Origin of the sequence: Sphingomonas sp. PP-CE-1A-559 (assembly GCF_004340965.1) — a bacterium.
Classification (GTDB): Bacteria; Pseudomonadota; Alphaproteobacteria; order Sphingomonadales; family Sphingomonadaceae; genus Sphingomonas.
In genome coordinates this window covers 467,909-481,019 of the sequence record NZ_SLYA01000003.1, presented here as the reverse complement: position 1 = coordinate 481,019, position 13,111 = coordinate 467,909, and the positions used below count along the sequence as shown (strand labels likewise).

The following is a 13,111-nucleotide window of genomic DNA, read 5'->3' as shown; positions in this document are numbered from 1 at the left end:
CATTCCGGTCAACGGAGTGCCGCCATGACCAGTTACTGCAAGACCGAAGATGCCGTCGCCGCGCTGACGCCCGAACAATACCGGGTGACGCAGGAGAATGCGACCGAGCGTCCCGGTTCCGGCGCGTTGCTGCACACCAAGGACGCGGGGATCTACGTCGACATCGTCTCGGGCGAGCCGCTGTTCGCCAGCGCCGACAAATACGAGTCCGGTTGCGGTTGGCCGAGCTTCACGCGGCCGATCGAACCGGCGAACGTCAAGGCCAAACGCGACTGGTCGATGCTGATCCCGCGTACCGAAGTTCGCTCGGCGCATGGCGACAGTCACCTGGGTCACCTCTTCAAGGACGGTCCGCGAAGCCGCGGGGGCCTGCGCTACTGCATAAATTCGGCGGCGTTGCGCTTCGTCCCGCGCGGGGAGATGGTGGCGCAAGGCTATGCCGCGTATCTCGATCAGGTCGAGCAAGTTCCGGCCAGGACCGAACGTGCGGTACTCGCGGGCGGATGCTTCTGGGGGATGCAGGACCTGATCCGCGCGTTGCCGGGCGTGGTCTCGACCCGGGTCGGCTATTCGGGCGGGGACATCGCCAATGCGACGTACCGCCGCCACGGCAACCATGCCGAAGCGATCGAGATCGTCTTCGATCCGGCGCGCACCGACTTCCGCACGCTGCTCGAATTCTTCTTCCAGATACACGATCCGACGACGGTCAACCGGCAGGGCAACGATCGCGGTGTGAGCTACCGCTCCGCGATCTTCTACACCGACGACGATCAGAAGGCGGTCGCGCAGGATACGATCGCCGACGTCGAGGCATCGGGGCTATGGCCGGGCAAGGTCGTGACCGAACTCTCCCCGGTCGGCGATTTCTGGGAGGCCGAGCCCGAGCATCAGGATTACCTAGAGCGCAAGCCGAACGGCTACACCTGCCATTTCGTCCGCCCGAACTGGAAATTGCCGCGCCGCGCCGAAGCGGCCTAGGCGCGGCGCGAGTATGGGTTCAGCCCGCCTGACGCTGCTAGTTGTCGCGCTCGGCGAACACGCGCGTGACCTCCGCCATGTTCTCGGTCCCCCAGGTGCACAGCGGCGCCAGCGCCTCAGCGAGGCTGCGGCCCATCGGCGTCAGCGTATAATCGACCCGCGGCGGGACCTCATGGTGATCCGTCCGCGTCAGCACGGCGTCCGCCTCCAGTTCCTTCAATTGCTGGATCAGCATCTTGTCGCTGACGCCGCGCACCGCACGCTTAAGCTCCCCATAGCGGTTGGGCCGCTGCAACAGGAAATACAGGATCAGCGGTTTCCATTTTCCCGCGATGATGCGGAGCGTGACGTCCAGGCCGCAGGTGAAGCCGTCAGTCGGGGGCGCAATTGTCATAACCCGGTACTTACCAAAAGGTGCATACTTGTCGATAGGTATGCGCTCCGCCAGCTAAGGATCTTCGCAACCACGGAGACGACAGATGGACAGACTGAACGGCAAGACGGCGATCGTGACCGGCGGCGGCAGCGGGATCGGCCTCGCATCGGCCAAGCGCTTCATCGAAGAGGGCGCGTTCGTCTACATCTTCGGGCGGCGACAGGACGCGCTCGACGCGGCACTCGTCGAACTCGGCGAGAATGCCCGCGCGATCAGCGGCTCGGTATCCGACATGGCCGACCTGGATCGCCTGTTCGAGACGGTCCGGACGGAGCGCGGTTCGCTCGACATCCTGTTCGCCAATGCCGGTACCGGCGAGTTAGTACCGCTCGGCGAAATCACGCCGGAGCATTACGACCGGACGTTCGACGTCAACGTGAAAGGTCTGCTGTTCACGGTGCAGAAGGCATTACCGCTGATGCGGTCGGGCGGCTCGATCATCCTCACCGGGTCCAGCACGAGCGTCATGGGAACGCCGCGGTTCAGCGTCTACAGCGCGACCAAGGCGGCGATCCGCAATTTCGCGCGCAGTTGGGCGCTCGATCTGCGCGGCACCGGCATTCGCGTCAACGTGCTGTCGCCGGGACCGACCAGGACCGAACTCGCGCTCGAGGTCGTCGGCGAGGATGCGATGGCGGAAATGGGCGCCGGTACCCCGATCGGCCGGATTGGCGACCCCGCCGAGATCGCCGCTGCCGCCGCCTTCCTGGCGTCCGCGGACAGCAGCTTCATGACCGGCAGCGAGATGTTCGTCGACGGCGGCGTCGCACAGATCTGAATGCCTCGCCTAGTTTCGACGGAGCTTGGAAAGGGCCGAGCGCGACCGCTCGTTGCAGTTCGAGCGGGTACGGGCGGCGCTTGCGGGAAATCCTGCCGCATCCTACCCCCGTGTCATCGCATCCAAAGGAACACGCGTTGTCCGTCAAACTGCTGCTTGCCGCTTTCCTGTCCACGACCGTCGGCAGCGCCGCGGCAAGCGCGCAGGCGTTGCCGCCTCCCGTCGCGCAGCCGGGCGAGAGTGCGGACGATGCGCGGCTCAAGCGGGTGTTCTACGACAGCGACGAGGCGAGCCTGAAACGCAATCCGATCGAGGGGATCTTCCGCGGCGATTTGCGCTATGCGGACCGGCTCGGCGATTATCTGACCGATGCGTATCTGGCCGCCGAACGCGCGGCGATCGAGCATGATCTGGCCGCACTCAAGACGATCGACCGGACGAAGCTGACCGCGACCGATCAGATCGCGTACGACGTGTTCAAGACGCGCAACGAGACCGACCTGGCCGGCTACGCCCCCGCAATCGTCAGGGTCGAGCGCGACCTGCCGATCGACCATTTCAACGGGTTCCAGACCTTCTATCCCGACCTCGCATCGGGCAAGGGCGCGGCACCGTTCAAGACGCTCGTCGACTATGAGAACAACCTGAAGCGCAACGCGCAATATGCCGCGGTGCTCGACCGCGCGATCGGACTGTTCCGCCAGGGCATGAAGGACAGGATCGTCCAGCCGAAGCTGGTCGTGACCAACATGATCCAGGAGTTCGACAACCTCATCGCGGAGGGCGTCGAGGGCTCGACCTTCTACGGCCCGGTGAAGACCTTCCCCGCGTCGATCTCGGCAGCCGACCAGACGCGACTGAAGGCGGCCTATGCAGCGCAGATCCGCGATGTCATCACGCCTGCGCACCAGCGGATGCGGGACTTTCTCGCCAAGACGTACCTGCCGGTTGCGCGCGACACGGTAGGCCTGTCCGCGCTGCCCGGGGGCGATGCCTATTATGCGTATCTGATCCGCAAGAACACCACGCTGCCGATGACCGCCGAGCAGGTCCACCAGCTCGGGCTGTCCGAGGTCGCGCGGATCCTGAAGGGGATGGAAACGCAGAAGCAGGCGGTCGGATTCAAGGGCGACCTGCCCGCGTTCTTCACCTTCCTGCGCACCGACAAGCAGTTCCAGCCGAGTTCGGTCGACCAGTTGCGCGACGGCTATCGTGCGATCGAGAAGCGCATCGACCAGCGCATTCCCGAGCAATTCTCGCTGACGCCGAAGACCGCGCTCGAGATCCGCCCGGTCCCGGCCTTCAAGGAAAAGACCGAGGCCGGTGGCTCGTATCAGGGCGGCACGCCTGACGGCCTGCGGCCCGGGGTATTCTATTACAATACCTACGACCTGCCCTCGCGCTACATGTGGGAGATGGAGACGCTGTTCCTGCACGAGGGCGTGCCGGGGCATCATTTCCAGATCAGTCTCGCGCAGGAGAACACAGCGCTCCCAGCCTTCATGCGGTTCGGTGGCAACACCGCGTATGTCGAGGGCTGGGCGCTCTATGCCGAAAGCCTGTGGAAGGAGTTGGGCATGGAGACCGATCCGTATCAGCGGATGGGTGGGCTGAACGACGAAATGCTGCGCGCGATGCGGCTGGTGGTCGACAGCGGCATCCATGCCAAGGGTTGGACGCGCGATCAGGCGATCGATTACATGCTGGCCAACTCGCCGATGGCGCGAACCGATGCGACTGCCGAGGTGGAGCGCTACATCGCGATTCCCGGCCAGGCGCTGGCGTACAAGATCGGCCAGCTGACGATCGCGCGGACCAAGGCGAAGGCGCAGGCCGCGCTCGGAGCGAAGTTCGATCCGCGCGATTTCCATGCTCAGGTGCTCGATACCGGATCGCTGCCGATGCCGGTGCTCGAACGCAAGATCGACGCCTGGATCGCTGCCGGCGGCGGGGCAGCGAAATAATCGTACGGGCGCTACCCTGCTAGAATGGTTCGGTTGGCGCTTGGTGGACAGGGGTTATCCCTGCCTCGCCAAGCGCCAGTCATGAACCGCGGTGGGGACGACGCGTGAGCAGCTTGCCCACCTAGCGCCTAGGCCTTCCGAAGCGATTTGACCGCATGATCGGCGGCGCGCGCGGTCAGGGCCATGAAGGTCAGCGACGGGTTCACGCACGAGATCGACGCCATTTGCGCGCCGTCGGTGACGTAGAGGTTCGATGCCGCGTGCGCCTGGCTCCATTCGTTGAGCACCGAGGTGCGCGGGTCTCGCCCCATGCGCGCGCCGCCCATTTCGTGGATCGCGTCGCCGGGGACGTGCTCGCTCTCCGAACTCTTGACGTTGGTGAGCCCTGCACCTTTCAGCATCGCCTCGCCCTGCGCCCGCGCATCGGTCATCATCTTCAGTTCGTTGTCGCGGAAGCGGACGTCGAAGCGGACCAGCGGCACGCCGAACCGGTCGACCTTGCTGGCGTGCAGCGAAACCTTGTTGTCGGCATAGGGAAGGCATTCGCCGAACGCGCCCATGCTGAACCGCCACGGCGCGTATTTGCGCATGCCCTGCTTCATCGATGCACCGAACCCGACCGGCGCGGCGGGGTTGCGATACGCGCTGCCCTGATAGCCATAGCCGCGCTTGAAGCCGACGCCCTCGTCGCCGCCGATATTGCGGAAACGCGGCACGTAGACGCCGCCTGGACGGCGACCGAATTCGATGAACTCCTCCATGCCGGGGATGTCGCCTTCGATCCCGACGCGAAAGATGTGGTCCATCACATAGCGGCCCAGCGTTCCGCTCTCGTCGAAATAGCTGCGGTCGCTGCCCGGCGCGCGTGAGTTCAGGAGGATCTGCGTCGACGCGATCGCCGAGGCGCATAGGAAGACGAGATCGGCGTTGACCGTTTCCGCCTTGCCGGTCTTGGCGTCAATGTAGCGGACGCCGGTGACCTTTTTACGCGCCGCATCGTACACCAGGTTCGTGACGACCGAGTCCGACTTGAGCGTCAGCCGGCCGGTCGCGCGCGCGGCCGGCAAGGTGACGGCCTGGGTCGAGAAATAGGCACCGAACGAGCAGCCATTGCCGCACTGGTTGCGGAACTGGCATTTGGTGCGGTTCTGGTCGGGCTTGTCCTCGGTCATGTTCGACAGTCGCGTGTTGATCAGTTTGCGGCCGGGGAACTTGGATTCGAGACCTTGCTTCAGCCACTTCTCGGCGACGTTCATCGGCATCGGCGGTTGGAATTCGCTGTCGGGCAAATAGGCGAGGTTCTCGCGCGAGCCGGACACGCCGATGTATTTCTCGACATAGCTGTACCACGGCGCGACGTCGGCATAGCGGATCGGCCAGTCGCCATCGATGCCGTCCCGCTTGTTCGCCTCGAAATCCTCAGGGCTCCAACGAAAGCACCAGCGGCCCCAGATCAGCGACTTGCCGCCGACCGCGCCCGGGCGGATCCAGTAGAACTTGCTGCCCTCGTCATAGGCATACGGGTTCAGCCGGTCGTCATTGTGGAACTCGCGGTTGCTGGGCTGGACATAGCCGTGCTTGGCGATGAAATAGTCGCTATCCACCAATGGCTTGGGCATGATGTTGCGCGCGGGCACCTCGTATGCGGGCTTGCCGTCATAGGTGTAGCCTTCGCCGTGCTCGACCATCTTGCCGCGATCGAGCATCAGGACGCGCAGGCCCTTCTCGGTCAATTCCTTCGCAGCGAAACCGCCGCTGACGCCCGAACCGATTACGATCGCGTCGAACCTGTTGGTCTCGGCCATGATCTTCCTCTCCTAATATCCTATAAGAAACGCGCCCGTTCAGAATCGGCCGATCAGAACCGCAGCGCGCGCAACGTCCGGAAACTTGTGGTAATGTCGGGCAGGTACGGCGCGGGGGCTTGGTCGTTCTCGACGTAGAAATGCCGGACGCCAGCGCTGCCCTTCAGCTTGAACAGCGCGGCGAAATCGACCGTCCCCGCGCCGACCGCCGCCATGCTGCGATCGGGGCGCATGTCCTTGACGTGATAGGCGTAGATCCGCTGCGACAGGCGCTCGATCAGCGTCGTCAGGTTCTCGCCCGCATGCAGCGCCCAGTATAGATCGAGTTCGAGCTTCACGAGCGCGGGGTCGGTCTCCTTCAGCAGCCGCTCGTACAGGCTGACGCCACCGGGCTTGGTGGTGAATTCGAAATCGTGGTTGTGATACGCGAAGCCCAGCCCGGCCTTTTTCAGATCGGTGGCGAACCGGATGAAGTTCGGCAGTGCCGCGGTCCATCCCGCCTCGTTGCGATGCTCGTCGGTCATGTACGGCAGCACTACCGTGGTGGCGCCGAGCGTCTTGGCCATCGTCACCGACTGGTCAAACCGCTGAAGCAGCGCGTCGTAACCGATATGCACCGAGGGCGCGGTCAGGCCGAGCTTGTCCATCGTCTTGCGCAACTGCGCGTGGTCCATGCCTTCATAGCCGCCACCCCCGAACTCGACCTCGCGGTAGCCGATCTTGGCGACCTGACTGAGCGTGCCGAACGGGTCCTTCGAGAAGATGTCGCGGATCGTGTAGAGTTGCAGGCCGATCGCCTTCAACTGTGCCGCGGAGGCAGTCGGGACGAACGCAAGGGCAGCGACCGCGCCGGAGCCGGCGAGCAGGTTTCTACGGCTGAGGATCATGCGGAATACACCTTGTTGACCTGAGAATAGGGAAACTGGCCGTTATACTCGCCTGGCACCGGCAGATATTCGCGCTCCTGCGTCATGCCGATTTCCGACGTGTAATAGCCGGTGACGACGAGCTGCCGGAACGCCTCGAAGAAGAGGCCGCCGGACGGGATCTGGTCGTTCATGGCCAATGTGAGAAGCGCGTCGTGCTGTGCCGCGGTCGCCTTTGCGCCGGGGACCTTGTAGTCCGCCAAGCTTCGCGCCTCGATCGCGTCGAGGCCGGCGAGGATCGGCACGCGATCAGTGGGTGCGGCCCAGTCGGCGAGCAACTTTTCGATAAACGCGGGGACGCCGGCCGCAATCGCGCCCGGCGTATCGGTGGTCGGCAGGACGCGTTCGCTGAGCGCGGTCATCAGCGCGCGCTGGGCGGGGGTGAAGACCGCGACACTCGGCGGGCCTTCGCTGATGACGGGGATGCCCGCCGCCGCGCCCGGTGCTGCCGCGACCCCGGCTGCGCGTGCGATCGGCGCATACAAAGCCGTGCCGAACATGGCGACGACACCGGCGAGTGCTGTTCTGCGGTCGATCATTTACCGTCCTTCTTCAGGTCCTGCGCGATCGCCGCTTCCGTCAGCGGACGGACCCAGATGTTGCGGAACGACACCGGCGAGTCGTGATCTTGGAGCTGGATCGGTGCGGCATCGGCGTGCGCGGTGTAACTGGCGACCTTGCGCCAGATCGTGGTGCCGAGCATCGCCTGATGGTTCTGCACCAGCACGCCGTTCAACAACGCGGTGACGTAGGCCGGGCGGAGCAGGCTGCCGTCTACAGCGAAGCGGGGGCGCTCGAACACGATATCGTAGGTCTGCCATTCGCCGGGGCGACGCGCGGCGTTCACCAGTGGCGGCTTCCAGCCATAGACCGCGCCGACCGTGCCATCGGCATAGGTCGGGTTCTGCGATCCATCGAGGATCTGCAGTTCGTAGCGCTGCATGAACCAGATCCCGCTGTTGCCGCGATCCTGCGAGGTCTTGGTCGGCGGGTTTGGCGAGCGGAATTCGAGATGCATCTGCACGTCGCCGAAGCTCTGCTTCGAGACGAGGTTGTTCTCGCCGCCGCTTTTCGCGCGCGAGGGGATCGTCAGCGCACCGTTTGCGATCGGCCAAGCGATGCGATCGGGCTTCCATGCGTCGAGGGAACGCCCGTCGAACAGCACGACCGCGTCGGCAGGCGGACCGCCGGGGGTGGCGGCCGGCGCGACCACGATCGGCGCGGGGCGGTCGGCGTCATGGACCCGCCATTGTCCGCCGGGTAGCAACGGTGTGTCCTTGAAGCCGGGCTTGTCCTGCGCCGCGACCGGACCCGCCAGCGCCACGATGACGCTCGCCATCAACACCGTCTTCATCCCCATCCCCTTCATGCTGCGTCGATCTCGCGGTAGGCGGCGATCAGGCGATCCTCGCCTGCGCGGCCTGCGATCGAATTGCCGTGTTCCATGCCGATCACGCCGGTGTAGCGTTTCGCCTTCAGCCACTTCACGATCGAGGCGAAGTTGATCTCGCCGGTCGACGGCTCGTTGCGGCCCGGATTGTCACCGAACTGGATATAGCCGATCTCGTTCCAGCAGGTGTCGAGCGTCGGGATCAGATTCCCCGACTGAATCTGCTCGTGATACAGGTCGGCGAGGATCTTCACCGCCGGACTGTTGGCCCCGCGCGCGACTGCATAGCCCTGCGAAATCGTCTGCATATAGACGCCGGGATGATTGGTCCGCGTGTTGAGCGGCTCCATCACCATCGCCGTGCCCGACGGCGCGACGATATCGCCGGCGCGGCGCATGACGTCGATCACGCGCGCGGTCTGGATATCGACCGGCACCTTCGGGTCCATGAAGCCCGTCACGACCGTCATCCGCGTCGCGTTCAGCCGCTTGGCGACGTCGAGCGAGGCGCGGATGTCGGCGAGGAACGCCTCGCGCTCGGCGCCGTCGTTAGCGCCGAGGAGCGGCCGCGACTTCGACCATTTGGGCATGCTGGCGACGAACACGCCCATCGTCATGCCGCGCTGCGCCAGCGCCTTGGCCATCTGCTCCTGTTCGGCAAACGAGCGCGTTGCCGCCTCGTTGTCCTCCCAAGCGGTGAAGCCCTGGTCGGCGGCGTAGGCGATCTGCTCGATCCGACCGCCGCGACTGGCGAAGCTGCCCTCGTGCGGCGCGTAACCGAGCGAGAACCGCGCTGCGTTGCTGCCGCGACGCTGGGCGGCGATCCCGGCGGGGACCAGCGATGCCGCTGCACCGGCGGCGAGCAGGGTGCGGCGCGAGAGCGTCATGCGCACGGCGCGATCACTTCGCGCCCTCCGCCTTGAGGTACGCGATGATCGCCGCGCGCTTGGCCGCATCGGGCGTCGCGATCGGCATCCGCGTGCCCGGCACCTTCTTCTGGGGGGCGGCGAGGTATTCGTTGAGCGTCTGCTCGTCCCACCGCAGCTTCGACGCCTTCATCGCAGCCGAGTAGTAGAAGCCGGGTGTCGCGGCTGCGGCACGGCCGACCACGCCGTACAGGTTCGGGCCGATGCCGTTGCGGCCACCCTTCACGACGGTGTGACAGGCGCGGCAGGCGGCGAACGCCGGGGGCGAGGCCGTAGTCGATTGCGCGGTGGTCGGCACGGATATCGTGACCGCCGCAACCGCCGCGATGCTTCCCGCGACCAAGGCCATGAGCAACTTCATTCATTCTCTCCCGGATTTACTGAAGTCCATTTCTGGTCCGACGCGGCATTGGCGATCACCGCTTCGATGAAGCGCATCGTCCGCAGTCCATCGGTCACGCTTGGAAACCAACGGTCGTTGCCATCGCCGCGGATCGCTGAGGCGAATGCGCGGTAGAGGTTGGCGAACGCCTCGATATAGCCCTCGGGATGCCCCGCCGGAGTCCGCACCAGCGTGGCGGTCGCGTCGAGCATGCCGGGGCCACCGGTCCGCACGATCTCCGCCGGACGGTCGAGCCAGCGCAGCGTCAGCGTGTTCGGCTCCATCTGCGACCAGTCGAGCCCGCCGCGCTCGCCGTGGATACGCAGCCGCAGCCCGTTCTCCTCGCCCGCCGCGACCTGGCTCGCCTTGAGCACGCCGCGCGCGCCGCCCTCGAAACGGAGCAATGCGCTGACGTCGTCGTCGAGCCGCCGGCCTTCGACATGCGTGGTGAGGTCCGCCGAGACCGACTCGACCGACAGGCCTGAGACATGCTCGGCAAGCTGGAACGCATGCGTTCCGATGTCGCCCAGACAGCCGCCAAGTCCGGCGCGTGCAGGATCAGTGCGCCACTCGGCCTGCTTGTTGCCGTCGGTGTCGATCGGTTGGCTGAGCCAGCCTTGCAGATATTCGACCTGGACCAGACGGATCGCGCCGAGATCGCCGCGCGCCACGCGGGCGCGTGCCTCTTCGACCATGGGATAGCCGCTGTAAGTGAACGCCAGCGCGAATTGCCGGCCGCTCGCCATGGCGGCGGCGGCGATCGCCTCGGCCTCGACGACGCTCATCGCCATCGGCTTTTCGCAGAACACGTGAAAGCCGGCATCGAGCGCGGCAATCGCCATCGGCGCGTGGAGATGGTTCGGCGTAACGATCGCGAGCGCTTCGATGCGCTGGTCCGCGGGCAGCGTACTTTCGTGCGCGATCAGCGCATCTAGCGTCGGGTAGACCCGCTGCGGATCGAGACCGAGCAGCGCGCCGGTGCGCGAGTTGCGCCCGCCATCGGTGCTGAACGCACCCGCGACCAGCTCCCAGTCGCCGTCTAGCGCGGCCGCCATCCGGTGCACCGCGCCGATGAACGCGCCCTCCCCGCCGCCGGCCATGCCGAGACGAAGCCGGCTCACGGCCGCTCCTCCGATAGCCCAAGCAGCTTGCGGATCGCAGAGCGATCGATCCCGCTGGCGGCGAAATCGTCGAAAGAGCGCTCGGTCTTGCGGATGATGTGGTCGCGGATGAACGGCGCGCCTTCGCGGGCGCCGTCATCGGACCGTTTCAGCGCGCACTCCCATTCGAGAACCGCCCAGCCGTCATAGCCATACTGCGCCATCTTGCTGAAGATAGACGAGAAATCGACCTGCCCATCGCCGAGCGAGCGAAACCGGCCGGCGCGGTCGACCCAGTTCTCGTAGCCGCCATACACACCGGTGCGCCCGTTCGGGTTGAACTCCGCATCCTTGACGTGGAAGCACGAAATCCGGTCGTGATACCGATCGATGAAGTCGAGATAGTCGAGCTGTTGCAGCACGAAGTGCGACGGATCGAACAGCAGGCGCGCGCGCGGGTGGTTGTCGACTGCCGCCAGGAACCGCTCCCAGGTCGCGCCGTCATGGACGTCCTCGCCCGGATGCACCTCGAACGCGCAATCGACGCCGACATCCTCGAACACGTCGAGGATCGGGACCCAGCGACGGGCGAGTTCGGCAAAAGCTTCCTCGATCAGCCCGCCGGGACGTTGCGGCCAGGGGTAGACGTACGGCCATGCCAGCGCGCCCGAGAAGGTGGCGTGCGCGGACAGGCCAAGATTTGCGCTGGCGCGGGCGGCAAGCTTGACCTGTTCGACCGCCCAAAGCTGTCGCTCGGCAGGCTTGCCGTGGACTTCGGGGGGCGCGAAGCCGTCGAACAGCGTGTCGTACGCCGGATGCACCGCGACGAGCTGGCCTTGCAGATGCGTCGACAGTTCGGTGACTTCGATGCCGTGCTTTGCCAAACCACCGCGAAGATCCTCGCAATACGTCTTGCTCTCCGCCGCGAGCTTCAGGTCGATCAGTTGCGCGTTGCAGGGGATCTGGATGCCGACATAGCCGAGCCCCGCCGCCCATTCCGCCAGACCGTCGAGCGTGTCGAACGGCTCTTCGTCGCCAAGGAACTGGGCGAGGAATATCCCGGGGCCCTTCATACCGGTCATGCTGCACTCTTTCTGGTGTCGTCGCGGAACGTGAACTGGAACAGCAGCGCGATCACCGCCGCGGCGATGGCGGGATACCACCACATATGCTGCCAGTCGGCGATGGTCGGCGAGGCGGGCAGCTGCGCATACAGAAGTGCACCGATCTGCGACCCGAGCAGCATCCCGACGCCGTAGGTGAACAGCGTCAGCATCCCCTGCGCCTGCGCGTTCACCCCCTTCGGCGTGGCGATCGTACCGGTGTAGATCGCGCCGGCGACGAAGAAGAAATCATAGCACACGCCGTGCAAGCCGACGCCGAGATACACCGCCCACAGTGACGATCCGCCATCGCCGATCGCGAACAAGGCGTAGCGCAACGCCCATGCAGCCATGCCGACCAGCAGCAGCGGCTTCACGCCGAACCGGCGGTACAGCCACGGCATCGAGAACATGAAGACGAGTTCGGACATCTGTCCGATCGCGAGCGTGCCGCCGACGTTGCTGATCCCGGTCGCGCCGACATATGGCGAGGCATAGGCGTAATACATCGCCAACGGGACGGAGATCAGCGTCGCGCAGGTCATGAAGATCAGGAACGAGCGCTGTTTCAGCAAACCGAACGCCTCGACGCAGAACACTTGCCGGAGCACGCTCTCGTCGCGCGGCGCATCGGCCGTGACGTTGGGCAGCGTGAAGCTGTAGAGTCCCAGCGCGATGGAGACGACCGCGGCGACGCGGAAGATCTCGGCGCTCGCCGACAACCCTGCCCAGCCGATGATCAGCCCGGCGGTGATCCAACCGAGCGTACCGAACGCGCGGACGAAGGGAAATTTGTCGGTCCGCTCGCCAAAACTCTTCAGCGCGATCGTGTTCGCGAGACCGACTGTCGGCATGTAGAGGATCATATAGCAAAGCAGCAGCCAGACGAAGGTGCCGCCATTCTCCGGTGTCACCAGCGACGGCAGTACGAACAACAGCACGCCGCCGACCAGGTGCAGGATCACCATCAACATCCGCGGGCTGACATAGCGCGCTGCCGCCATGCCGAGCAGGAACGACCCGACAATCGACGCGATCGGCCCGACCGAGAAGGCGTTGCCGATGAGGTTACCGATCCCGACCGTCTGCATGACGAGGCCTAGGGTTACGGTCCAGGCGCCCCAAACAAAGAACTGCATGAACATCATTGCGCTCAGGCGGCCTGTCAGCAGACCACCCGACTGGGCTATGCCTGCTGAATATTGTGCAGTGTCCGCAACGGCCATTCGCCACCTCTCCGATCGCAGTTTTACTGCTTGTCGGACATGAAACTACGGAGCCTCCAATCGAATGTAAAGGATTACATCGGATATAGATCGA

13 protein-coding genes are annotated in these 13,111 nt (G+C 65.1%); 3 read left to right on the top strand and 10 right to left on the bottom strand.

What is annotated here, in order from left to right; translation table 11 throughout:
* The first annotated feature begins 24 nt into the window (after positions 1–24).
* Entirely contained in the window at positions 25–981 is a 957-nt protein-coding gene (locus C8J42_RS12520; RefSeq protein WP_133020278.1) for a bifunctional methionine sulfoxide reductase B/A protein, read from the top strand.
* Between the two features lie 37 nt (positions 982–1,018).
* Here C8J42_RS12520 and C8J42_RS12515 read toward each other — a convergent pair whose 3' ends face one another.
* Positions 1,019–1,375 carry a helix-turn-helix domain-containing protein gene (locus C8J42_RS12515; protein WP_133020277.1) on the bottom strand — a complete coding sequence of 119 codons (357 nt, stop codon included), beginning with the start codon at positions 1,373–1,375 and terminating at the stop codon, positions 1,019–1,021.
* 85 nt (positions 1,376–1,460) lie between these two features.
* Here C8J42_RS12515 and C8J42_RS12510 point away from each other — a divergent pair, with 85 nt between their 5' ends.
* On the top strand, positions 1,461–2,195 hold the full coding sequence (locus C8J42_RS12510) for a glucose 1-dehydrogenase (RefSeq protein ID WP_133020276.1): 735 nt from the start codon (positions 1,461–1,463) through the stop codon (positions 2,193–2,195).
* 137 nt (positions 2,196–2,332) lie between these two features.
* A complete protein-coding gene (locus tag C8J42_RS12505; RefSeq protein ID WP_133020275.1) occupies positions 2,333–4,159 on the top strand; it encodes a DUF885 domain-containing protein in 1,827 nt (608 codons plus the stop codon).
* Positions 4,160–4,287: 128 nt separating this feature from the next.
* Here C8J42_RS12505 and C8J42_RS12500 read toward each other — a convergent pair whose 3' ends face one another.
* From C8J42_RS12500 to C8J42_RS12460, 9 genes are read right to left on the bottom strand one after another with little or no spacing between them, the layout of a single operon-like run.
* Positions 4,288–5,964, bottom strand: coding sequence for a GMC family oxidoreductase (locus C8J42_RS12500; protein WP_133020274.1), 1,677 nt, complete (start codon positions 5,962–5,964; stop codon positions 4,288–4,290).
* Between the two features lie 53 nt (positions 5,965–6,017).
* The gene (locus C8J42_RS12495) at positions 6,018–6,851 is read right to left on the bottom strand and encodes a sugar phosphate isomerase/epimerase (protein WP_133020273.1); all 834 of its coding nucleotides are present in this window, start codon (positions 6,849–6,851) and stop codon (positions 6,018–6,020) included.
* Entirely contained in the window at positions 6,848–7,429 is a 582-nt protein-coding gene (locus tag C8J42_RS12490) for a gluconate 2-dehydrogenase subunit 3 family protein (protein ID WP_133020272.1), read from the bottom strand. The genes C8J42_RS12495 and C8J42_RS12490 overlap by 4 nt, the downstream gene beginning before the upstream one ends.
* A complete protein-coding gene (locus C8J42_RS12485) occupies positions 7,426–8,244 on the bottom strand; it encodes a DUF1080 domain-containing protein (protein ID WP_243644355.1) in 819 nt (272 codons plus the stop codon). Before C8J42_RS12485 ends, C8J42_RS12490 begins: the two co-directional genes overlap by 4 nt.
* 11 nt (positions 8,245–8,255) lie before the next feature.
* Positions 8,256–9,167 carry a TIM barrel protein gene (locus tag C8J42_RS12480; protein WP_133020271.1) on the bottom strand — a complete coding sequence of 304 codons (912 nt, stop codon included), beginning with the start codon at positions 9,165–9,167 and terminating at the stop codon, positions 8,256–8,258.
* A gap of 13 nt (positions 9,168–9,180) precedes the next feature.
* Positions 9,181–9,567 (bottom strand): c-type cytochrome, encoded by a 387-nt coding sequence (locus C8J42_RS12475; protein ID WP_133020270.1) that lies wholly within the window; start codon positions 9,565–9,567, stop codon positions 9,181–9,183.
* Positions 9,564–10,688: a Gfo/Idh/MocA family oxidoreductase gene (locus tag C8J42_RS12470; protein ID WP_133020478.1), complete on the bottom strand. Its 1,125-nt coding sequence runs from the start codon at positions 10,686–10,688 to the stop codon at positions 9,564–9,566. Before C8J42_RS12470 ends, C8J42_RS12475 begins: the two co-directional genes overlap by 4 nt.
* A 17-nt stretch (positions 10,689–10,705) precedes the next feature.
* A complete protein-coding gene (locus C8J42_RS12465; RefSeq protein WP_133020269.1) occupies positions 10,706–11,770 on the bottom strand; it encodes a sugar phosphate isomerase/epimerase in 1,065 nt (354 codons plus the stop codon).
* Positions 11,767–13,017, bottom strand: coding sequence for an MFS transporter (locus C8J42_RS12460; RefSeq protein ID WP_133020268.1), 1,251 nt, complete (start codon positions 13,015–13,017; stop codon positions 11,767–11,769). Before C8J42_RS12460 ends, C8J42_RS12465 begins: the two co-directional genes overlap by 4 nt.
* Between the last annotated feature and the right edge of the window lie 94 nt (positions 13,018–13,111).

Bases quoted from the DNA above. Each gene is read 5' to 3' on its own strand.
- C8J42_RS12510 (WP_133020276.1), top strand. From the start codon at position 1,461: ATGGACAGACTGAACGGCAAGACGGCGATCGTGACCGGCGGCGGCAGC.
- C8J42_RS12500 (WP_133020274.1), bottom strand. From the start codon at position 5,964: ATGGCCGAGACCAACAGGTTCGACGCGATCGTAATCGGTTCGGGCGTC.
- C8J42_RS12470 (WP_133020478.1), bottom strand. From the start codon at position 10,688: ATGGCCGGCGGCGGGGAGGGCGCGTTCATCGGCGCGGTGCACCGGATG.
- C8J42_RS12460 (WP_133020268.1), bottom strand. From the start codon at position 13,017: ATGGCCGTTGCGGACACTGCACAATATTCAGCAGGCATAGCCCAGTCG.
- C8J42_RS12515 (WP_133020277.1), bottom strand. From the start codon at position 1,375: ATGACAATTGCGCCCCCGACTGACGGCTTCACCTGCGGCCTGGACGTC.
- C8J42_RS12465 (WP_133020269.1), bottom strand. From the start codon at position 11,770: ATGACCGGTATGAAGGGCCCCGGGATATTCCTCGCCCAGTTCCTTGGC.
- C8J42_RS12475 (WP_133020270.1), bottom strand. From the start codon at position 9,567: ATGAAGTTGCTCATGGCCTTGGTCGCGGGAAGCATCGCGGCGGTTGCG.
- C8J42_RS12480 (WP_133020271.1), bottom strand. From the start codon at position 9,167: ATGACGCTCTCGCGCCGCACCCTGCTCGCCGCCGGTGCAGCGGCATCG.
- C8J42_RS12520 (WP_133020278.1), top strand. From the start codon at position 25: ATGACCAGTTACTGCAAGACCGAAGATGCCGTCGCCGCGCTGACGCCC.
- C8J42_RS12495 (WP_133020273.1), bottom strand. From the start codon at position 6,851: ATGATCCTCAGCCGTAGAAACCTGCTCGCCGGCTCCGGCGCGGTCGCT.
- C8J42_RS12490 (WP_133020272.1), bottom strand. From the start codon at position 7,429: ATGATCGACCGCAGAACAGCACTCGCCGGTGTCGTCGCCATGTTCGGC.
- C8J42_RS12485 (WP_243644355.1), bottom strand. From the start codon at position 8,244: ATGAAGACGGTGTTGATGGCGAGCGTCATCGTGGCGCTGGCGGGTCCG.